Genomic DNA, 19389 nt, shown 5'->3' with positions numbered 1-19389 from the left:
GGATCTAATTATAAATCAATGAATTAAATTGATTGGTTCACACCAAGGATAACGCTCGACTTCTTTTCGGCATCACCCTTCATGATATTTTCAATATTTACTTATATAAAGCCGCTCGGGCTTGTCCAACACTTCGGATAGGTGTCGGCTACGCGACACATATCCTTATTTGTTAGGTTTTGGCTGTCATAGGATAAGATTTCAAAATTTTCTCCATTTTATCCAATAACTGTGGTGCATAAACTTCGGTATTATCAACAGCAATCAACTCTTCTAATACTAACTTTATGATCGCAACACACTCTGGTGGAGTTAACCTTTCTGGAGTTTGCTTCTTAAAAAATTCCATTAACTTATCTGCATCAGTGGTATCGGGAAATTTTTTACTCTTATTGTGAGCAAGACTATTTCTTATTCTAAAAGCTTTCTTGATTCCTTGAACTGCCTTTCCGCCAACATCTAAACCTTGGTTATTAAATAGTCGGGTAATAACAACCCATTTTGAAACTGGATCTAACTTATCTAAATATGTCTCAGCATAGTTGATACTTTCCTTTCTAGCCGCATAATCAAAAATAAATGCTTCAAGGAACATACCAGTAAAAATATTAGAAATTTCAATCGTGTCATTTTGACGCTTACCAAGCCTAATAATTTCTTCTTCCTCTAATTCAGCGATACTAAAGTTCTTAGATGCAAAATCACAGTACGTTTTATATTGGTCTAAAACTGTTTCAAAAAAGGTGCCCAATGCACCATATGTGACTATTTTTATGCCACTTTCACTATTATTTATCATTGTACTTCCTATAAAACCTAACAACTTATTATATTAACAACTTACCCGAATTTGTTCTTTGAACCTGTGCCCGTATTTTAATCGCCATGATACAAAAAATATTATAAATCAAACATATTATTACATTTATTGCCCGATATAAATCACGAAATCGGGCATCTTCCTTTTAGTTTCTACTTTTTTACTAATACTTTATGTATTAACAGTATAAAAGGTTCGATATGGCCTCTCTCTTTCTAACTTACATAAAAGAATGCATGTATCAAAAAAACTACGCAAAACGTACCGTTGAAAGTTACTTATATTGGATAAAAAGCTATACTTTATGCCATAATAAAAAGCATCCTGATAAATTAAATAATGATATTGAATAATTCATTTCTTATTTAAATAACTAATCACATTCAACAAATAATAATTTTAAATATATTATTATTTAAAATTCCAACAAACTTTTCCAGCATCATCCTTCATGATATTTCCAATATTGACTTATATAAGGTGGCTTGGGCTTGTCCAACACTTCGGATAGGTGTCGGCTGCGGCGACACATATCCTAATCTGTTAGGCGGGTTCCGAAAACCTGTGACGAGTTCTTGCACCAAGCTTTCTGAGATGAACTACCTCAATATGGTTACGAATCCTTACCCAATTGATATTTTGTAGTACGTTTTCACGAGGGATGTGGATTGTCATAGTTGAATTATCTTCGGTTGGCTCTGGAACTTCACTTAATAATTGCCAATATGCCATGTCTTCAGACGCAATATATTTTACAATCATGACGACTTGTAGCTTATCCCAAAGAAGATTGTATGTAGATATATTTAACTGAACTCTTTCAAATGCACCATTAGCCGTTACATTTGATTCCTCTGATGCTTTCAACTGGACTAGCAATTCACGTCCAGAAGCGTTATCTTCATCAAAAATATCTACAACTAGGTCTACTCCATAATCAGGAACTGGTTTATATGCTGTCCAAAACTCTGGAAGTGACTGTTCAAAAAATAATTCAGATGCTCGCTCCAAGCGATGACTACTGTGTCTTTGTGGTAACTGCATTTTTTTTACCTTATTAAATACTATATCTTTTTCACCTAACAACTTATTAATAAGCATTGTACTTTCACGCAAAAATACACTCGTATATTTCGTTGATCATATTCCATTTAACTCATAAATATCATGAAGTTGATTGCATTATTTTGTTTCAAAATGTTTTTTAGAGCAATAGTGCTGAGAAATGGGGCAAACTTGAGCTAGCAATGAAAGCTTGCTCGATGTTGGTAAAAGCTTCTTAGACAGTTCGTTCTATTTAGGTTGTTAGGTAATGTAAGGATAACGCCTAGCTAAGCACTACTCACCATCATCATATGAATTTAAATAATCAGCTAGCACATCGCCATGACATGCTTCTGGCTTGCAGTAACAACCTAACCTTTTGCCTGCTAAGGAATATACTTTATTCTTGTCTCTATTTAATAAACAATTATATTCAAAATCATACTTAAACTTTCTAATTACATTATCTCTAGGAGTTTCATCTTCATCTAAATCCTCAACTTCATAAATTGAGTATGGATTCCCCCAATAAGATCCTCTACCTATATACTCAAACTTAGGATCTATTGTAGTTGTCGAATATTCATCAGAATTCTTTATATTAATTACTCTAGTAATTTTTATTTTAATAACTCTGATTGGAAGTGAGACTGCTTTAATAAATTCAATCTCAGATATGAACTCTTCACCATCGTCAAACACGATAGCGTGAGTAAATTGTGACAACTTCCATTCTTTTGCAATTTCAAATGAAGCTACATTACCACCCTCAGAAGAAAACTGACTAACAAAACCATTATAATCTAACGGGGAAATAATTGTATAAACCCCAAAGTTACTCACAATATTTTTTAACTTACGAGCAAACTTTGAGTATGATTTAAACTCTTTTGGATAAATTACGAGTAACTTGTTCATATTAATATAGATGCTTCACTTTAAGTTTTAAATCCGTTGTCTGATTTAGGTAGTCAACAACTAACCTCCTATGACAAAAGTGTGGTTCGTGCTCACTACATAAAAGACAACCATTATTAATCAAAGTCTTGTCGATAGTACGTTCAACGTTTCTTTTTACCATCAAACTCATAAACTCTTCTTCATAGTTATCCCAAGTAATTATTCCTTTCTTGTAATTACTTAATATATCTTTTGTTGGTGCTAAATCTGGCAGGTGGACATATTCAGTTTGACAGATTTCTCTAAGAAAAAATTTCAAATCATCTCTTTTTGCAAAGCCCGCCAATTGAGATACATTATTTAAACGAACATCAATTAATGTAGATATCTCTTGGCTTTTTATAAAGTTAAAAAAAGTTTCAGCGTTTTTTTTTGTAAAGCCTATTGTATATACATTCATTAAGCATAGTTCCTTTGCAAATAACCATCAAAATCAAATGCGGTAGCCACAAGCTTATAGTGCATATCTTCAGTTCCAAATCTAGGACTCAAGCTCATACACAATATATAGTTATCACCTTTATTTAAACTCATAGTTATAGGTTCTTTACCTTGTTGAGGATACTTATTTTTAAGAATCAGTCTCACAACAGGACAAGTAACAGATATGTTAGCATAGCTAACATCCAAATAATTAAAGCTTGCAACAATTTTCTTCTTATACTCACCCTCATAGTCATCATATTCGTTAGACAAAGTAACCATAAAGTTTTTAGGTTGGATTAAGCATAGTGACTGCAACACCAACCCTTGCTCGTCATACTCCGCTGTCACTTTGTTTGATTCAGTGGTGGTATCATTCCAAATACTCGCCACTTTTTCTGTCGCCTTGAGTATACTGTCGCCGTTAAGGTTACCAATTTTTTTCCATTTTTTATTCTCGTCTACAACATGATTTTCAGGCTGACCATCTAGGGGAAATGCTCTGACTATTGGAACTTCTACGATATCTAAAACTCTAGCTTCTGTCCCGTCTTCATATATATACATATCTCTAGTTAGTGCTCCTTTTCCTGTACCATCATTTGCTACAGGTCGCACCCAATCACCTAACGCTACTTTCTTGTCTCCGATAAATTTAACTCTTCGACCTGCAATACATCTACCACCAGGCTTATAGGATTTAGCCAATAAAACCATCACGATACTTTCCATTATCTATCTCTAATATTTTTGATTAACTCTTAACACTGGTATAAGCAATGATAAGTAATGTATTGCATATGGTATTATTGAATATACTGATGAGATAACACGAAACTATAGAAATGTGAGCAATGACGTACCATTAAATAAAAAAAATATTATTACACTATAAAATCATACAGATAAATATCATCTTCTTAACATCACAAATACCCCAACAACCTATTAACAGCCAACTCTACTTCTTCCTCATCATCAAAGTAACTATTCAAAATGCTATTCCACAAGACTCCAAACGATGCTTGGTATAACTCACTGAATTCAACATCATCCATTTTGGCAAACCGAATACTCTTAGCCTCTCTGCGAATAGAACCATTAGGTAATATAACTTGGTCATACCATCCTGCTTCAACAATCACCCATTTGCGATACGCTTCAAATGACTTCTCTGTTTCAAGCTGCGCTCTATGTACTGATAGATGGTCTAAATAACCACTCGCCATATCTTGCAATGTTTGTTGTTCTCCGCCGTATTGCGCTAACATCCGAACAAAGCGCATCAATAGCCCACATTCTGCTGGTGATACTGTTCCTCCTGTTGGATTCCAGTAATCAAATCCTAAGTTCAATAGAGCAAAGTATTTACGATGAAACATTGGATTACGTAACGTTTTAAAATCACACTCGAGCACCGTCCCTACGCGTTTTTTATCAATGAAGTTCTTATCATCATAAGTAAGCGGGACTAATGCCCCGCCTTGCGTTTTGACCAACGCTATCTTAGCCATTGATAAAACAGCTCGCTTGCGCACCTTGCAGCTTAAACGCACGCTTAGTGACAACTTCGGCGATAACACACTTAAAAACATGAACTTCTATTGAGTGCCATACACCGCCAGATTTCACTTTATGGATAACATGACCAGAACGTTCACCGTGTTTCTCGATAGCAGCAATTGCAGCAACACGCTTATCAAACGTGTCAGCACCAATAATTCGAATCTCTCGACTGGTCATACTGCTACCGCCTTAAGTACACCAGCTTTAATGAGCTTCTTAGTGAGCCACAGTTCACCTTTGCCTGTAATCAATGTGGTATTAGCAATACGGTCATTTTCAGGCCCATAGGTACTTTGGCGCACAACAAAGCAGCCATTCTTATTGCTGCATCGGCAAGTTATAGCCTTGGCAGCCACTGATTAGTATTTTCATATCACGCAGAACAGCGAAGATTTTACGGGGGCCTAAGTTCACGGCTTTAGCGAATTTACCCAATGTCATACCGCAATCTACTTTAGCGATACGCTCGGCAAAGTCTACCTTTGGGGCATCAAGCATGAGCTGCTTATTTTGGGTTTCAATTTGTCTAGCTTGGTCAGCGGCCAGTTGTAATGCATCAGCAAATGACGCTGGCAGCACAGTGCTCGGCTGTGATAGCTCTCTTAGTTTAACTAATACGTTTTTCCGAACAGCTTTTGATTCACGCATACCAATGAGCATCATCTGGTCGTATGTAAGTTCAAAATATTTAACTGTATTGCCACGTACGATTTTTTCGTACGTCACCAAGTCATCACATTCATCAATAATCTTCTTATTAAAATCATTATTTCGAACTTCACTCTCGTTTGCTGCAATACGTGTAGGATTAATATAATCATTCAAAAAATCTAGCGAGCTCATATTTAGCTCATGGTTTTGCATTACTGAAATATTCATCACTACATCTCCCCTACACTCATTGAGCACTCAAAATTTGCTGTTTTGATTGACGGTTTACCTATCACCCCTCGAGCCGCAATATCCCAACCATTAAACGTGCTGGCCTTTGCTCGACCTGATTTAACCAGGTTGTAATCGTACTCAAGCCACTGCTCGACAATTGCCTTCGTTGGCTGTAACTGATGGGCTTTGATTGATAGGCGATAACACGCTGCAAACTCTAATGCACGCTCGACATACACTCCACGTAAACCATGTTTCGACCACGATTTAATGGCGCTACCACTGGCACAGCAATAGGTTCCTACTTTGTATTTTGCTCTCGTCACATCAGGGATATTTTTATCGTGAAGAACAATCAAACGTAGCAATGAATTAAAACCATTAATCGCCAATTCTTCTGCCATTGCTGCACGCTCTGACTCAGTAAATTTACTCATAATTTGCTCCTTTTCGTGCAATACGAGCAAACACTGAATTAGCTTTAAACTGCTCTGGTCGCACTGTTGTCGAGTTACGTTGTTTATCAAATTCAGTTACTAAGCTACTCGGGGGCAGCTGCACAAGTTCAGTTAATAAACCTTGTTCTTCAAGTCCCTGATATTTCTCAAAAGCTAGTTTGAATTTCTTCTCAGCATCGGATGCTGATAACTTGTTTCTAATCGCCCAAGATGTTGCCTGACGCGCTCTTTTTTCAGCTAAATTTTGTACTGGCTCATGATCCAACATGCGCTTAAACGCCTCTTGCCATGAATCATCTTTGCACCAACCGCAGAACTTACCCACGCTTGGAAAGAAATCAGACTCTTGCTGACGGGCTTTCACTAACCCACGTTGTACTTGGGTCATGCTAACAATGCCGTTTTCCATCATGCCTTTGGCAAAGCTTGCGCGTGTCGCTTTGAACTCTTCAGCGGTTCTCAAGTGATTACGCCAAGCGGGTAAAATCGCGCATAACTCTTTGAATATTTCATTGATGTTCTGCATAGCAAATTCATCAATATTTCTTACTGACTGTTGTTGCGCTGGTCGATGCGCAATGTTTGCCTTTTGTGCTATTTCAGCGATAGTTTTCATTGGTCGTTACCTTTGGTCGTTATAGGCCTAAATCATGACCCCAAGTGGTGTCATCAAAATCTGCGAGAGTGACGGGTCGATTAGCATCATTGCCACTTGCTTGGTTAGCAAAGAACTTTAGCTCGTATAAATCCCGCCATTCAGAATCAATACTCTGATTCACAATTGCCATTTGAATAGATTTATCACCACCCGATAGCGTGATCAGACGGTTAGCTTTAACTTGTTCGCCATTGAGCGTTTTGTAAGATGTTTTGATAGTTTTCTTATACTCAAGCCATTTCGTCCAAGCTTGTTGATTGAGTTCTTGAGGGAATTGACTAAGCAGTGAACCGCCAGCAACCTTGCGTTGCTTATCTTTATTGTTACTCTTCAGTTCTTGTTTTAGATTAGTCTTTATTAGTATCGGCTCAGACTGATTAGGTTTATCCGCATCAGGGTTTTCCGTATTTGGTTCAAACTGCTCTATTTCTATTAGATCATATTGATATTCACTCGACTTAGGCTTCTTATCCTCTTTATTTATAAAGGCTTTATTACCTATAGGCGTGTCATAAACAATATAATTGGTTTCACCTGTAGACAGCTTTTCACGAAGAATAAAACCAGTATCACGAAGCTCTTTTAAAATGGCGTAAACGCCATCTCTAGCGGTCTTTTTTGCTGTGTTTTTAGTGACTGTGATTAACTGCGCTGGCGATACACTCCAGTTATCAGGTTTAGATAAAATGTAAGACAACATACCCATAGCCTGAAATGACAGTTGGTTATTAGCAAAGACGGTATTACTAATTGTTGTGTATCGATTACGACGTTCAGATCGGATGATAGACATTACACTTCCTCCAACTTTTGCGGAGTCTGCTGACGATGAAACAAAGTGGCATTAGCACTTGTTGGTTCAGTCCCTAGCAACAATAAACTTCTAGCAACCGTGATACTCATGCCACGGCGTTTAGCCGCGACACGGGATGCTATAGCGATAATTTTATCGAGATCATTTATGTTATTCATAACTCAGTCATCCATTCAGGAATGGCAATACCAGCAATCGTTAATTCATCTCTTATCTCGCGAGCTAACTCGGCATCATTAATCATCATTTCGCGAACGCTTGAGATAGCTAACGTGTATAAAAACTGTGCTTCGTTGGTATCAGCTGCTTTAGAAAAAGAATCAATCACTGCTCGGTCAGATTCAGTAAATCGTACTTTCACCTGTTCATCACGAATCAAGGCTTGTGGCAGCCCTACTTTTCCGATCTTACGGCGTGCTGCGATAGTGATTAGCATCTGTGTTTCGAACTCGTTTAATTGAATCATTGGTCGTTACCTCTTTGGTCGTTTTAATATTTAGCCTCTTTCCATTCCGTCCATAGTTGCTAGGGTTGTAGGTGTACGGAATATCTTTTGATAAATGACACAGTAAAGCTATTTTCTCAGGGACTTTCTTTTTGAAATGACTAGCGCGCTCTAAACCAAACGCCTTGGCAATTGCTTGTTCTGTTTTAAAAACATCTAAAAGTATTTGATATAAAGAATCCATATATCACCTCCGACAATAAATGGTTAGATAATTTTGATTTTTTAGAACGATTACACAGCGTCCTTAAACCAAGTAAACCCATTGATAATATTGAACAATTATGGGGTCGAAAAAAACAACTCCAAGAATTAGAAGTAGCATTACATGCTGATGGACGACACGCTTTTATTCTAGGAGATAGAGGAGTCGGTAAATCTTCATTGGCTCAAACTGCGGCACATCTTCTGCAATCGTCAGATAATCAGCCGATTATTGTTAGTTGTGATTATACATCTACATTAACTGGTATTATTTCTGCCATTTTGAATGAAGCTCTATCCACTATTGATATATCAGAGTGCTCCCATAAAATTGCTTTTAAACCACCACTATTCTCTTTTGAATTTTCGGGACAACTATCAAACAAACCATCATTACCCGAAGTTATAGATCCGCTAACCGCCACAATAGCTTTGAATAGTTTATCTAAATGGCACTCTGAAAAGACGATTATTGTTATTGATGAGTTTGATCAGATGCCTGATGATCAGCGAAAAGCTTTTGGTGTATTACTTAAGCAACTCGGTGATAAAGGATCTAAAGTTAAATTAATTTTTACAGGTATTGGGCAATCATTAGATAGCTTAATGGATGGTCATTTATCCAGCTTTAGGCAGTTACATCAAGTAAAACTAGATGTATTACCATGGGATGGACGTTTTAAGATTATTGATACGGCCTTTAACGAGTTCAATATTAAATTACCTGATGATATTCGTTATAAAGTAGCTGGCTTAAGCGATGGTTTTCCTAGTTATGTACACTTGATTTGCGAAAAAATCCTCGTTGCAGCTCATTTTTCAGATGATCCAATAACTGAAATTAATTTTTCTTTATTTTTGCAGGCTCTTGATGATGCAATCAATTCTGTCTCTGAAATATTACGAAAAAGCTATGATCAAGCAACAGATGGAAAACCAGAATATATTCATCATATCCTCTGGGCAATGGCGGATTCAGCAGATTTAATCCGAAGTTATGAGCATATAACCTTTTCCTATTCAGATATTGTTAATCAATTAAAATTAGAAGCTTTAGACGAAGATAAATTTAAAAAAGAATTTGCTAAATTAATAAATAAATCCTACGGATGTATATTAAAACGAGCATTTGATAATCGTCCCGGTTGGTTTGCTTTTCGTGAAAATGTTATTCGAGGCTTTATTCGAATGTGCGCTGAGAAAAGCAATGTTCAGTTAGATTTTGAACGTTACTTCACTGCCCATACAGCATCAGCTAGAACAGTGGGAACTCAACGCAAATATCAACCACTGACAGAAGTTGAACGTAATGTTGAATATCTAAAATGTAAAAAATGATTATTTTTATGAACGTAAGCCAAAAGAAACTTTTTACTAATGCGCTTTAGTCATTAGAGCGCATTTAGGTAAAGACCAAGAAAGCCAAAGGTAATGACCGAGATACAGCTCTTCGGGGCTGTATCTCAAAGAGAATTGAATTCAGTTTTCTTTGAGATACAAATAGCTAATTACGAATAAAGAATGAACCCATCAATCCCATAGTTATCATTTTTATTATCTTTATCAAAATAAGAAATATGGTAATGATAATTAAAAAAATAATAACCCCAAACAACAAACACGAAAACAAAAATGATTTCCATTTTTCAATCTTTAATCTTTTATTTGTAATAACTGACTGACTCATAAAATTCATAACATTAAAATATCTCCAAAGAAATTCCTCAAAAAAATAGACTTTACTGATTTCCTTACAATAGAAAGCAACGTATTTATTTAGTTTTTCTTCAATAAATAATTTAACTGTAAAAAACATCCTAAAACAATTCCGCACATATTCACCCTTGACCATATGGTTGAAACTTGAGCGTAACATATCATTAAAGAATAACAAATAATCTATATGGTACTTTTATGAATATAAAAAACCCTGCCATTCCTGACAGGGTTGACTTAGCCAATAACAATTAACAGTAACTGATTATCAGGAATGGGTAGATTTCACGAAAAGAGATTGAAAATAATGTGAGTTTATATCTAATCCAATAGGGCTAATTTCTATACTGCTCATCCCTTTCAATGTCTCGAAGTCAGGTTTTTTACTCGGTTTCGCCCCGAATAATAGAGCAATTATTGATAGTTCAGGTGGGAAAAACACTTGAATATGAAGACTATTTTTATACATGACGGAAATAGGACATTTTAAAAAACCACCTGATGGAAAGCAATTAAGGTAATCGACTACAGCCGATGAAATTTGAATCTCTGTATTGAGAGCCTCATTTGGCATATCTATATAATCGATATTTAAAACGCTCCACGTCATATCTAATACTCATATTGTTTAGTAATAAAATGCTCAATAACTATACACGTCAATATGAATTTCGTTAATTTTTATCTGATACAAAAAAACCCTGCCATCTCTGACAGGGTTGATTTGGGCACTAATCACGACCAAGAAATTAGCGCCATGGTGTATCGACCAGATATCACCAAAGGTAACGACCATTGCTTTGCAGACAGCTAATAAACATAGCAACCAACAACAACAAGGGACATGGAGAGTATCTTATGAAAAATATCTTTAATCAAGTCTCACCCCAAGAAGTTGAGACACTGGAGAGGTTCCTAGATATAGGTAAACATCGGATCCTAAATAACCGTGAGTTTTGCGGCCTATCAGTCTCTGATTTCGTAACCTTTTACTTTGAAGTTCATGATGGGAAATTAGCCAATGCAATGGTCAAATTTCTTATCACCGCCGACTGTGGTTCAAACAACACCCTACTTGTTTTAATGGGTTTTCAAGAATTCGCAAAAGATGTATTTGAGGATTTCTTTAATGAAAATGAAGCCACTATCTTAAAAACCTTTCGTACTGAATATAAGGAGCAAAAAGAAGAATTTGAAATTGCATTGGCAGGTTTATAACTCATTCGTAAAGTGCTCTTACTTAACCAGAGCACTTTGAGGATGCATAACCTAAGGTAACGACTAATGACCACTCAACCTACTATTTCTTTCGAGCAAGAATACCCTGCTGTCGCACAGCGAGGTATAGATCAATCAACATGGGGAGCCCTGCAAAATAGTGTCTTCCCTGGTGCGCGAGACGAGTCAATATTAATGGCTGTGGATTACTGCCTATCTCGTCATTTAGATATTCTACTTAAACCCGTTCACCTTGTTCCGATGAGCGTTAAAGATGCTTCTTCGGGTAATTCAACATGGCGTGATGTTGTTATGCCAGGTATTGGTTTATATCGAATCCAAGCTGACCGAAGTGGTACTTATGCTGGTGCAGATGAGCCCGAGTTTGGCCCAGTATTAACAGCCGATTTGGATGGTAACCAATACACGTTCCCTGAATGGTGCAAATACACTGTACATAAGTTAATTGGTGATCGAATTGTCGCTTTCAGTGCGAAAGAATACTGGCTAGAAAACTATGCAACCTCAGGACGTAACGCCCAAGCACCCAATGCAATGTGGAAAAAACGCCCTTATGCTCAGTTAGCAAAATGTGCTGAAGCACAAGCTCTACGTAAAGCGTGGCCAGATATCGGACAAGCACCTACCGCCGAAGAAATGGAAGGCAAAGAGTTTGTACCCTCCGAAAAAGATATCACCCCACAACAACCAGCCATCAAACACTATCCTGTCGATCAGTTTGAACTCAATTACACTAAGTGGTCATCCGTTATTCAGTCCGGTAAGAAAACCGCTGAACAGTTGATCTCCATGATTGAAAGTAAAGGTCAATTAACTGAACCTCAAAAACAAGCACTCATCAATTGTGAAGCGGAGTAAGCCTAATGCAAATTATCAACGTCACTCAAGGTTCGCAAGCGTGGTTAGATTTACGAGCTACCAAGTTCACCGCATCAGAGGCGCCAATGATGATGGGAGCATCAAAATATCAAAGTCGTGATACCCTACTTAAACAAAAAGCAACGGGTGAGCGACCAGAAGTGAATAGCTTTCAAGAGAAGATATTTGCCAAAGGTCATGCCGCAGAAGATGCAGCTCGTCCACTCGTAGAAAAGCTCATTGATGAAGAGTTATTCCCAGCAACAGCTGTCAGTGATGAATACGATTGGATGCTTGCCAGTTTTGACGGTATCACCCTACTTGAAGACATTATCTTTGAGCACAAACTCTATAATCAAAACTTGTTTGCTCATGTACTTAATGGTCACTTAGAGCCCCATTATTACTGGCAATTAGAACAGCAACTTCTGGTATCTGGCGCAGATAAAGTCATCTTTGTTTGTAGTGATGGCACAGAAAAACTCTTTGCATCTTGTGAGTATGTTTCACTGTCAGAGCGCCGCGAACAGCTTATTGCCGGTTGGCTGCAATTCCAAAAGGACTTAGCTAATTATGAGCAAAAAGAAGAAATCATTATTCTTGAAGCAGAGCCTATCCGTGACCTACCCGCTTTAACTTACAAAATGGATGGTCTAACACTTAACAGCAACTTTGATATTTTCAAACAAGCTACCATGGCACTGATTGAAAAATCAAAAATCCCCATTGAAACTGACCAAGAGTTTGCTGATGCAGAGCAGCTTGTCAAAGTATTCAAAGGTGCAGAAGACAAACTAAAAGCACTATCAGAGCAAGTGCTTGGTGAAGTCCAAAGTATTGATGCGTTCATTAAGGAATTGAAGTTTATCAGTGAACAAATTCGCCAAGCGCGATTAGCTGCAGATAAACAAGTGAAGAGTCGTAAGGATGAAATTCGCAAAGGTATTCTTAACGATGCTAATGCTAAAATTCAACAACATCTCAATGCGTTATCCTTAGAAATCAAAGCCCCAATGCCAACACCTACAGTATCAGTACTTAATGCCATCAAAGGTAAAAAGACAGTTCAATCACTGGAGGAAGCTGCAGATACTGCTGCAGCACAAACTCTTGTAGAAGCAGACCTTATAGCTAACAAAGCAAAGGAAAACTACGCCACCCTATCGACACATGCTGAGTACCAATTCTTATTTAATGACTGGGCGGCAATTTGCTTCAAAGATACCGATGATTTTAATGCTCTTGTTAAAACTCGAATTACTGACCACAAAGCTGCAGAAGATATTCGATTAGAACAAGAACGCCAACAAATGCAGATAGAAGCAGATGCTAAAGCACAAGCAAAGGTTGAGGCTCAACAGGAAATACTACCCGCTAGCGAAGAAAGTAAGCAAAGCGATGTGATTGCCCATACACTTGAAAAAGGCAAAGCTGCACTTTTACCAACGACATTAGCCCATCAAATAGAAACATCAGAAATCAAAACGGTACCTATGGTTCAAATGACAGCTAAAGAAGCGAATTATCTTCGTAAACGTGATGCTATTTTGACAGCGCTAGAAAATGCAGGTGTTGATAATTGGTCAGGTTATGAGAATGCTATCAGCAATATTACTAGCACCAACACCCAACTATAAATTCTTTACTAAAGAACTTTTCCGTTTTAACACCCGTAACACACAATTGCCAAGCGTCTATTGGGGTCGTTCTATCCATATTCCCATCACTGCACACCATGAATCGGGGTCGTCTTTCTAATTTTGTTAGCACAACATGCCAATAAGGAATCAAACATGTTCGATTACAACAGCTACCCTACTGTAAACATCTCATATACCATAGAAAATAGCTTAAACGTGACACCGTCACACTATAAAAGTAAACAAGAAAAGCAACTACCTGATTCACCGCCACCAGCAAAAACTTATGCTGAACTTAATGAGCAATCAACACACCTTTTAATTAGTCACGTTGAAGTTTTAGAGATGTTTCAAATCACAAGTCGAGCAACTATTTATAAATGGCGACAAACACGAGGCTTCCCTGAACCAATTACACTGATGCCCTTACGTTGGTTACGTTCTGCCGTTGAAGAATGGAAAGATAATACAAGTCGTTTTGGAAAGCGGTTTTAGGAGCAAAGCGATCTTGGTGAGAGATCGCTTTGTTTGTTTTTGGCAATAATACTTAGGAATAAATTATGGCAAGTATTAACTATGAATATTCACTTGATGAAAAAATCTTAGTTGTTTATGAACACAATTCCTTCGATGATATTCAAGAAACATTATTAACGTGTTGCCAGCAATATCTAAATTGTACATTCAAAGTTTACTTTAATAATTACAATCATGAATTTACTCATATTGGATTTGTAAAACTCACTTATAACTACACTAATGCTATACATGTCATTCAGCCTTTCACAGCTGATCATGAAGAGCTATCCAATCAATGGGACGCAGTTAAGTTTTATCAACACCGATGCAGATTAAAATCTAGATTATAAATACTTTAATATAGAAAATCTCAAAAAACCAACAATACTAAATGTAGAAAATCGTATTAATATGCCTGTTAAATCTATACAAACATACTAAACCGAAGCTCTTACTGCCCTTTCAAAATCGTCACTTCTGGACAAAGCCTTCATTAAAACGACCCGCCAATGATTTATACCATATAGCTGCTCATCAGAAGATAATAGTATGTTAATGAATCGACCAACATCTATCCCCCCTCCCCGAAGGTGACTAATACAAACATTAAATACTTCAGATATTTCATTATTTGCTAGTTCATTATATATCTTAATTAGATTTAGTTTAATATAGTGCATGCTCAAAACATCCCATACATTATTAGGAATGTTTGGAGCTCGAGATATAGAAAAAATAGCACCTACAGCACACAAATTTATATCAGACACCAGCCTAACATTAAGGTACTGAATATCAGGTATAATATCCATGTAAAAATGTAAAAAAAGTCTATGGTTATCGTTTTTCCAAAAATTATTCTTTGTTTGATTACATGAATTACAGCAAGGGATCAAATTCAATGCATGAACAGAGAGTTCAGGATAAAGACTTTCAGGTAAGTAATGATCATAAGTTTTTGGTAACGTAATACCACAATACGGACAACGCCTCAAAAAATTAGCCGGCTGTACATCCTCTATTGACGAAAAGATTTCTTTTACTTTTGCAGTCCTTCCTGTGTAGCAACTCAATAAATCATCTTTATGTTCAGCTAAAATTGGATCTTGCGCTAAATTAAAAAGGTTACCGCTACTTAAACTCGACTCAAAAGCACTATACCTAGCTTCAATTGCTGACTCTAAGCTTTGTAAATTCTGTTTAATTAAGTTTGGTTCACCTTTTACTGTGTTAGCTTTTGAACTAACTACATTTTTATGTCTTTGAAAGTATGAGATTGAATCTGCTGACGGAGTAATCATTCTTTTCATTCATCACCGCCATACTGCGCAAGTAAGTATGCTTTAGCATTAAAACTAAGATTATTATTAAAAAGTTTATTTACATCTTCAGCTGACATACTCTTTGATAAGTTTTTAAGCACTGTTTTGTAATAGTTTGAAATTGACGCGGTATCAAATACATGCCTAGTTAACTCGGAGACACTTTCTCCAAAGGTTTCAAACTGCATTCGAGTTGGCATAGTACTATTGCCTTCTCTTGTAAGCAAAATCACTCGTTTACTAGGAATTTCTTGAATTACAATAGGTGAATGTGTCGCGATTATTGCATATGACTTGTAACGTCTTAGCATATGATTCATTACATTAAAGAGGTTTGCTACTGCATTTGGATGTAAATGAGTTTCAGGCTCATCAAATAAGACTAATGTATTTTCCTGAATACGAGCAACAAGAGCAGTAACGAAATGCGCTAATATAGATTGTCCCGAACTTAATAATGATAAGCTTTCACTGTCAGCATCTTCAATATTTTCAATTTCCTTTAAAAGATTCTCTTTAAAACCATCTCCTAACTCATCAAGTATTTGTGCCATATAATTGACCCAAGCATCAACTCTCTCTTGGTCTTTTATTTTTTTTAAATTACATTTATAATTTTTAATTAATGACGATTTAGATAAGCCACCTTTTTCATCTCTTATACCACAATATACATAGCTAGCTTGTGGGTTTTTAGGACGTATAAATTTATCAAACGCACTATATGATATTGTAATAACACGATTAAATATGGGTCTGCTACCCTTAAATCTTCTATTTTTATCGTCAATCGTCTTTTGTGATACCCGACCAACTTGTACTAAATCTTTAGCTAACGCTCCCATCAAATGAGTTTTTCCAACGGCATTACGACCTATAATACCCACAATTCTATTCGGTAATAAATCGTCATCATCAAAATCTATTGATATATCATAAGAGCAGCCTGATGATTCAATATTCACCATATATTCAAACGAAACACTATCATCGTATGGCTCATTTAAAATAATTGATCGCCCAAAACGAAATGCGTTATGTGCACTGTTTTCTCTAAATAAGGCATTTCTATATGCAGGTTTGCTTTCAAACTCATCAGCTTTATTTGCTTGCCATGAGATATCATTCAATGAATCTAATACAACTTCTGAGTCCGTTGCACCGATACACTCTCGTAAGTTCTCATAAAACTCTATACTTTGTCCAAGTGATATGTATTCTGAATCTAAGTCGTCAAACTCTTTATCAAGCTTTGTCGTGCTTTCATTAAGCTGTATTATTTTCAACTCACCAATTTTAATAACTACACTTTTACTTTTGTGGTATCGGAGATTAAAAGTACACTTAAAGCCAAAATCATCCCAACTATCTGTTGATAGACTAAATATTGGATATTTATTACTTACTAACGTTTCGCCATACTCTTTAACTTTAAACATTTTATTATTCCTGATTTACTACCGATGTAAGTTTTATATAATAAGAATATTAAATTGTACTATCTTTATCTTAGAGATATAACCAAAATATCATACAACATCATTAACTTTTATGATATTAATCATGTTGTTAACGCTTATTAAATACAATAATTTAAAAACTAAAAACGATATTACTTTAAATAATCAAGTCATAACGATAAAAAATAAATAGTCACTTATATTAATTAAATTCAGAACATCGTAAACACAAATAAAAAAGTATTTCCTTATCAATAGCAAAAAAAATAACAAGAAAAGTACAAGCTATTATTATTTTAAATAAGACTCCAACTTCTCCGCATACAGCTCATACCCTTCTAGCTGATCTTTCAAGCAATCATTTTTGTTATAAACAAAAAAGGCCCATATCGGGCCTCTTCTATTATCATTGTTTATTCATCTGCTTAAACTGCGCATCTTGCAGCCTTGCTATCTCTGCAATACTTGTATTCACACTATTCGATATCGCCAGTAGCTCATCCACACTGAACAAACTCGACTCGTTAAATATTTGAGCAAGACTTGGTTTACTAATTATGAACGCATCATTAGGGATTATTTTTGACTCTATAGGCTGACCATTTTCAATAACGGTCATGATTCTATAGCTAACAGGTTCTGCTACTGGTTTCTTCGTGAGTTGTTCTACCATTAGATTAAAGGCATTGATATAAGCTTCTTTGACTGCTGCTGCTCGTTTCCCCGTAAATCCCATTACGAGGAACATGAAGCCATCTTTCGTCATTTGGTAAACTTTAGAGTCTCTAACAACTATACCTGCTGTGATTTTTTTTGTGTGAGCCGAAAAGTTGGCTGACGTAAAAACTTCTGAACAATCAAGAGATTCTATTTTTGATAAGACATGTTTGTGTTGTTTACTGAAATGCTTCGATACCATTAAAGAATCGGTAACGAGTTCATTAGTATCAGAGATAAAAATAAGATCTGAGGGACTGAGTTGCGCGATAGGCAAAGCAGATTGGATAGGCATAATAACCTCCTGTAGTATGATTTACTCATCACTCAAAAGGCTAATTTTGGGTGGTGAGCTGAACAGGATTAGCCTTACCGCCTACAGGAAACGGCGCACCGAAGTGCTCCCACTCAGCCCACCATAATTCAGATGTGCGAGTTCGCCGCATAAAAAAACCAGCTAAGTGCTGGCGATAATGCGCCCGTAGTTTGTGCGAGAGGCTAATCTCGATACCAGATTTTGCTGGTACTCTTTAAAGATAATATACAGGTGCTTATTAAGTCAACGAGTAATAGTGAATATTATCCGTAGGGGTTTTTATTAGGTAGCCTTGCTTGTCCAACACTTCGGATAGGTGTCGGCTGCGCGACACATATCTTTATCTGTTAACTTATTACTCGTTTAAGTTGCTCATTTATACCCTTGACCCATTCCTGCTGCTTTTCTTGTGAACGAGGTAAAGGGTGGTAAAAAAGACCTTTCTTACTTTTGTTTCCTACAATTCGATTTGTTTCAAACTTGGAAACAGCCCTAGATGTTAGAAAGCGCAGTTTGTAATTGACACCACTTGCAAAAATAACTGAAGATGCCTTACACCTTTCTATAATTTGATTCAATTCATCGCATCTACTCTCGGAGAAAAGGGAGTGCCCTTCACCAAACGAGCCAAATGAAAACCGATTTAATTTTCTTGTAAACAGACTACTCTTGGGTTCTCTTATATCAGATAGGTTTATAACAATAGTAGTCCTAAAGTTATTGTCACCCATGACCTTCATAATTTGAGATTGAGTATTATCTGGCTTTGTAAGCACACATGGTTTTGAAAATATTGTAGCTCGAACATTTGAATCTTTTGGTTCAGAATTACCTGGATTCATCATCACTACTAATAAGTCAATTTGAATGTCATCCGAAATATCCTCTAAATCAGTAATTAAGAGTAAATCACGAAAATTCAGCTCACAAGATGAGTAGAAATGACCATAACACTTATAATTCATATTGCTATTACTCGTAAAATTAATTCTAGTTTTGACGCCAACAGCCTTGAACATTGACTGCTAATAACCCACATTGCAAGCTAACAGTGTATAAATAATAACCCTTGCTTTAATGCAAAAGTATACTTCTAAAACCCAGCAATCACTAATAAATTAACCTTTAAATATCAAAAACTTGTTAGTATTCTTATCTTTCAAGTAGCTAACTCACTTGTGTCGAGTAGACGACACTTGTTACCAAGTGCCGCCCCTCTAAGAACCGTACGTGCAACTTTCACTGCATACGGCTCAAGCCTCCAC

27 protein-coding genes are annotated in these 19389 nt (G+C 36.4%); 7 read left to right on the top strand and 20 right to left on the bottom strand.

Annotation, left to right across the window (positions count from 1 at the left end; translation table 11 throughout):
- Positions 1-172: 172 nt before the first annotated feature.
- Positions 173-799 carry a hypothetical protein gene (locus PPBDW_RS07655; protein WP_036794525.1) on the bottom strand — a complete coding sequence of 209 codons (627 nt, stop codon included), beginning with the start codon at positions 797-799 and terminating at the stop codon, positions 173-175.
- Positions 800-1020: 221 nt separating this feature from the next.
- Here PPBDW_RS07655 and PPBDW_RS22910 point away from each other — a divergent pair, with 221 nt between their 5' ends.
- Positions 1021-1173 (top strand): phage integrase N-terminal SAM-like domain-containing protein, encoded by a 153-nt coding sequence (locus tag PPBDW_RS22910; RefSeq protein ID WP_082386821.1) that lies wholly within the window; start codon positions 1021-1023, stop codon positions 1171-1173.
- Between the two features lie 190 nt (positions 1174-1363).
- Here PPBDW_RS22910 and PPBDW_RS07645 read toward each other — a convergent pair whose 3' ends face one another.
- The 14 genes from PPBDW_RS07645 to PPBDW_RS07585 all read right to left on the bottom strand — a co-directional run bounded on the left by PPBDW_RS07645 (position 1364) and on the right by PPBDW_RS07585 (position 8317).
- On the bottom strand, positions 1364-1936 hold the full coding sequence (locus PPBDW_RS07645) for a DUF4365 domain-containing protein (RefSeq protein ID WP_156312884.1): 573 nt from the start codon (positions 1934-1936) through the stop codon (positions 1364-1366).
- A 222-nt stretch (positions 1937-2158) separates the two neighbouring features.
- Positions 2159-2782, bottom strand: a complete 624-nt coding sequence (locus PPBDW_RS07640; protein WP_036794521.1) for a DUF4326 domain-containing protein — start codon at positions 2780-2782, stop codon at positions 2159-2161.
- 1 nt (position 2783) lies between these two features.
- Positions 2784-3224 carry a DUF488 domain-containing protein gene (locus PPBDW_RS07635; protein ID WP_036794519.1) on the bottom strand — a complete coding sequence of 147 codons (441 nt, stop codon included), beginning with the start codon at positions 3222-3224 and terminating at the stop codon, positions 2784-2786.
- Positions 3224-3979, bottom strand: coding sequence for a dual OB domain-containing protein (locus PPBDW_RS07630; protein ID WP_036794518.1), 756 nt, complete (start codon positions 3977-3979; stop codon positions 3224-3226). The genes PPBDW_RS07635 and PPBDW_RS07630 overlap by 1 nt, the downstream gene beginning before the upstream one ends.
- 194 nt (positions 3980-4173) lie before the next feature.
- Positions 4174-4761, bottom strand: a complete 588-nt coding sequence (locus PPBDW_RS07625) for a DUF1367 family protein (RefSeq protein WP_036794517.1) — start codon at positions 4759-4761, stop codon at positions 4174-4176.
- Positions 4754-4990, bottom strand: coding sequence for a hypothetical protein (locus PPBDW_RS07620; RefSeq protein ID WP_036794516.1), 237 nt, complete (start codon positions 4988-4990; stop codon positions 4754-4756). The genes PPBDW_RS07625 and PPBDW_RS07620 overlap by 8 nt, the downstream gene beginning before the upstream one ends.
- Positions 4987-5115 carry a hypothetical protein gene (locus tag PPBDW_RS22860; protein ID WP_279382163.1) on the bottom strand — a complete coding sequence of 43 codons (129 nt, stop codon included), beginning with the start codon at positions 5113-5115 and terminating at the stop codon, positions 4987-4989. The genes PPBDW_RS07620 and PPBDW_RS22860 overlap by 4 nt, the downstream gene beginning before the upstream one ends.
- A gap of 16 nt (positions 5116-5131) precedes the next feature.
- A complete protein-coding gene (locus PPBDW_RS07615) occupies positions 5132-5692 on the bottom strand; it encodes a phage antirepressor KilAC domain-containing protein (protein WP_054262016.1) in 561 nt (186 codons plus the stop codon).
- A gap of 2 nt (positions 5693-5694) precedes the next feature.
- On the bottom strand, positions 5695-6135 hold the full coding sequence (locus tag PPBDW_RS07610; RefSeq protein WP_036794515.1) for a hypothetical protein: 441 nt from the start codon (positions 6133-6135) through the stop codon (positions 5695-5697).
- Positions 6128-6772, bottom strand: coding sequence for a replication protein P (locus tag PPBDW_RS07605; protein ID WP_054262015.1), 645 nt, complete (start codon positions 6770-6772; stop codon positions 6128-6130). The genes PPBDW_RS07610 and PPBDW_RS07605 overlap by 8 nt, the downstream gene beginning before the upstream one ends.
- Before the next feature lie 19 nt (positions 6773-6791).
- Positions 6792-7607: a hypothetical protein gene (locus tag PPBDW_RS07600; RefSeq protein WP_036794514.1), complete on the bottom strand. Its 816-nt coding sequence runs from the start codon at positions 7605-7607 to the stop codon at positions 6792-6794.
- On the bottom strand, positions 7607-7786 hold the full coding sequence (locus PPBDW_RS07595; protein ID WP_036794513.1) for a hypothetical protein: 180 nt from the start codon (positions 7784-7786) through the stop codon (positions 7607-7609). The genes PPBDW_RS07600 and PPBDW_RS07595 overlap by 1 nt, the downstream gene beginning before the upstream one ends.
- On the bottom strand, positions 7783-8094 hold the full coding sequence (locus PPBDW_RS07590; protein ID WP_054262014.1) for a hypothetical protein: 312 nt from the start codon (positions 8092-8094) through the stop codon (positions 7783-7785). Before PPBDW_RS07590 ends, PPBDW_RS07595 begins: the two co-directional genes overlap by 4 nt.
- A complete protein-coding gene (locus tag PPBDW_RS07585) occupies positions 8036-8317 on the bottom strand; it encodes a hypothetical protein (RefSeq protein WP_155521662.1) in 282 nt (93 codons plus the stop codon). Before PPBDW_RS07585 ends, PPBDW_RS07590 begins: the two co-directional genes overlap by 59 nt.
- Here PPBDW_RS07585 and PPBDW_RS07580 point away from each other — a divergent pair.
- The gene (locus PPBDW_RS07580) at positions 8305-9675 is read left to right on the top strand and encodes an AAA family ATPase (protein WP_082386820.1); all 1371 of its coding nucleotides are present in this window, start codon (positions 8305-8307) and stop codon (positions 9673-9675) included. The genes PPBDW_RS07585 and PPBDW_RS07580 overlap by 13 nt on opposite strands.
- A 646-nt stretch (positions 9676-10321) precedes the next feature.
- On the opposite strand, the gene PPBDW_RS07575 is transcribed toward PPBDW_RS07580, so the two are convergent.
- Positions 10322-10663 (bottom strand): hypothetical protein, encoded by a 342-nt coding sequence (locus tag PPBDW_RS07575; protein WP_036794507.1) that lies wholly within the window; start codon positions 10661-10663, stop codon positions 10322-10324.
- A gap of 248 nt (positions 10664-10911) precedes the next feature.
- On the opposite strand from PPBDW_RS07575, the gene PPBDW_RS07570 reads away from it, so the two are divergent.
- From PPBDW_RS07570 to PPBDW_RS07550, 5 genes are all read left to right on the top strand, one after another.
- On the top strand, positions 10912-11271 hold the full coding sequence (locus PPBDW_RS07570) for a hypothetical protein (protein WP_036794504.1): 360 nt from the start codon (positions 10912-10914) through the stop codon (positions 11269-11271).
- Between the two features lie 66 nt (positions 11272-11337).
- Positions 11338-12150 carry a phage recombination protein Bet gene (gene bet, locus PPBDW_RS07565; RefSeq protein ID WP_036794502.1) on the top strand — a complete coding sequence of 271 codons (813 nt, stop codon included), beginning with the start codon at positions 11338-11340 and terminating at the stop codon, positions 12148-12150.
- A 5-nt stretch (positions 12151-12155) separates the two neighbouring features.
- Positions 12156-13787, top strand: coding sequence for a lambda-exonuclease family protein (locus tag PPBDW_RS07560; protein WP_036794500.1), 1632 nt, complete (start codon positions 12156-12158; stop codon positions 13785-13787).
- A gap of 156 nt (positions 13788-13943) precedes the next feature.
- The gene (locus tag PPBDW_RS07555; RefSeq protein WP_054262011.1) at positions 13944-14285 is read left to right on the top strand and encodes a helix-turn-helix transcriptional regulator; all 342 of its coding nucleotides are present in this window, start codon (positions 13944-13946) and stop codon (positions 14283-14285) included.
- Positions 14286-14350: 65 nt separating this feature from the next.
- Positions 14351-14659 (top strand): hypothetical protein, encoded by a 309-nt coding sequence (locus tag PPBDW_RS07550; protein WP_036794498.1) that lies wholly within the window; start codon positions 14351-14353, stop codon positions 14657-14659.
- A gap of 87 nt (positions 14660-14746) precedes the next feature.
- Here PPBDW_RS07550 and PPBDW_RS07545 read toward each other — a convergent pair whose 3' ends face one another.
- From PPBDW_RS07545 to PPBDW_RS07530, 4 genes are all read right to left on the bottom strand, one after another.
- A complete protein-coding gene (locus PPBDW_RS07545) occupies positions 14747-15619 on the bottom strand; it encodes an HNH endonuclease (protein WP_036794496.1) in 873 nt (290 codons plus the stop codon).
- Complete coding sequence (locus PPBDW_RS07540) at positions 15616-17070, bottom strand: AAA family ATPase (RefSeq protein ID WP_036794493.1); 1455 nt, start codon at positions 17068-17070, stop codon at positions 15616-15618. Before PPBDW_RS07540 ends, PPBDW_RS07545 begins: the two co-directional genes overlap by 4 nt.
- Positions 17071-17497: 427 nt before the next feature.
- Entirely contained in the window at positions 17498-18103 is a 606-nt protein-coding gene (locus tag PPBDW_RS07535; protein WP_054262010.1) for a Rha family transcriptional regulator, read from the bottom strand.
- A gap of 368 nt (positions 18104-18471) precedes the next feature.
- Positions 18472-19143: a DUF1643 domain-containing protein gene (locus PPBDW_RS07530; RefSeq protein WP_036794490.1), complete on the bottom strand. Its 672-nt coding sequence runs from the start codon at positions 19141-19143 to the stop codon at positions 18472-18474.
- Between the last annotated feature and the right edge of the window lie 246 nt (positions 19144-19389).

Origin of the sequence: Photobacterium kishitanii, assembly GCF_000613045.3 — a bacterium.
Classification (GTDB): Bacteria; Pseudomonadota; Gammaproteobacteria; order Enterobacterales; family Vibrionaceae; genus Photobacterium; species Photobacterium kishitanii.
This window is presented reverse-complemented; position numbering and strand designations above follow the sequence as displayed.

Coding starts and splice junctions, on each gene's coding strand:
- PPBDW_RS07655 (WP_036794525.1), bottom strand. CDS start 799: ATGATAAATAATAGTGAAAGTGGCATAAAAATAGTCACATATGGTGCA.
- PPBDW_RS22910 (WP_082386821.1), top strand. CDS start 1,021: ATGGCCTCTCTCTTTCTAACTTACATAAAAGAATGCATGTATCAAAAA.
- PPBDW_RS07640 (WP_036794521.1), bottom strand. CDS start 2,782: ATGAACAAGTTACTCGTAATTTATCCAAAAGAGTTTAAATCATACTCA.
- PPBDW_RS07635 (WP_036794519.1), bottom strand. CDS start 3,224: ATGAATGTATATACAATAGGCTTTACAAAAAAAAACGCTGAAACTTTT.
- PPBDW_RS07630 (WP_036794518.1), bottom strand. CDS start 3,979: ATGGAAAGTATCGTGATGGTTTTATTGGCTAAATCCTATAAGCCTGGT.
- PPBDW_RS07625 (WP_036794517.1), bottom strand. CDS start 4,761: ATGGCTAAGATAGCGTTGGTCAAAACGCAAGGCGGGGCATTAGTCCCG.
- PPBDW_RS07620 (WP_036794516.1), bottom strand. CDS start 4,990: ATGACCAGTCGAGAGATTCGAATTATTGGTGCTGACACGTTTGATAAG.
- PPBDW_RS07615 (WP_054262016.1), bottom strand. CDS start 5,692: ATGAATATTTCAGTAATGCAAAACCATGAGCTAAATATGAGCTCGCTA.
- PPBDW_RS07610 (WP_036794515.1), bottom strand. CDS start 6,135: ATGAGTAAATTTACTGAGTCAGAGCGTGCAGCAATGGCAGAAGAATTG.
- PPBDW_RS07605 (WP_054262015.1), bottom strand. CDS start 6,772: ATGAAAACTATCGCTGAAATAGCACAAAAGGCAAACATTGCGCATCGA.
- PPBDW_RS07600 (WP_036794514.1), bottom strand. CDS start 7,607: ATGTCTATCATCCGATCTGAACGTCGTAATCGATACACAACAATTAGT.
- PPBDW_RS07595 (WP_036794513.1), bottom strand. CDS start 7,786: ATGAATAACATAAATGATCTCGATAAAATTATCGCTATAGCATCCCGT.
- PPBDW_RS07590 (WP_054262014.1), bottom strand. CDS start 8,094: ATGATTCAATTAAACGAGTTCGAAACACAGATGCTAATCACTATCGCA.
- PPBDW_RS07585 (WP_155521662.1), bottom strand. CDS start 8,317: ATGGATTCTTTATATCAAATACTTTTAGATGTTTTTAAAACAGAACAA.
- PPBDW_RS07575 (WP_036794507.1), bottom strand. CDS start 10,663: ATGACGTGGAGCGTTTTAAATATCGATTATATAGATATGCCAAATGAG.
- PPBDW_RS07570 (WP_036794504.1), top strand. CDS start 10,912: ATGAAAAATATCTTTAATCAAGTCTCACCCCAAGAAGTTGAGACACTG.
- bet (WP_036794502.1), top strand. CDS start 11,338: ATGACCACTCAACCTACTATTTCTTTCGAGCAAGAATACCCTGCTGTC.
- PPBDW_RS07560 (WP_036794500.1), top strand. CDS start 12,156: ATGCAAATTATCAACGTCACTCAAGGTTCGCAAGCGTGGTTAGATTTA.
- PPBDW_RS07555 (WP_054262011.1), top strand. CDS start 13,944: ATGTTCGATTACAACAGCTACCCTACTGTAAACATCTCATATACCATA.
- PPBDW_RS07550 (WP_036794498.1), top strand. CDS start 14,351: ATGGCAAGTATTAACTATGAATATTCACTTGATGAAAAAATCTTAGTT.
- PPBDW_RS07545 (WP_036794496.1), bottom strand. CDS start 15,619: ATGAAAAGAATGATTACTCCGTCAGCAGATTCAATCTCATACTTTCAA.
- PPBDW_RS07540 (WP_036794493.1), bottom strand. CDS start 17,070: ATGTTTAAAGTTAAAGAGTATGGCGAAACGTTAGTAAGTAATAAATAT.
- PPBDW_RS07535 (WP_054262010.1), bottom strand. CDS start 18,103: ATGCCTATCCAATCTGCTTTGCCTATCGCGCAACTCAGTCCCTCAGAT.
- PPBDW_RS07530 (WP_036794490.1), bottom strand. CDS start 19,143: ATGTTCAAGGCTGTTGGCGTCAAAACTAGAATTAATTTTACGAGTAAT.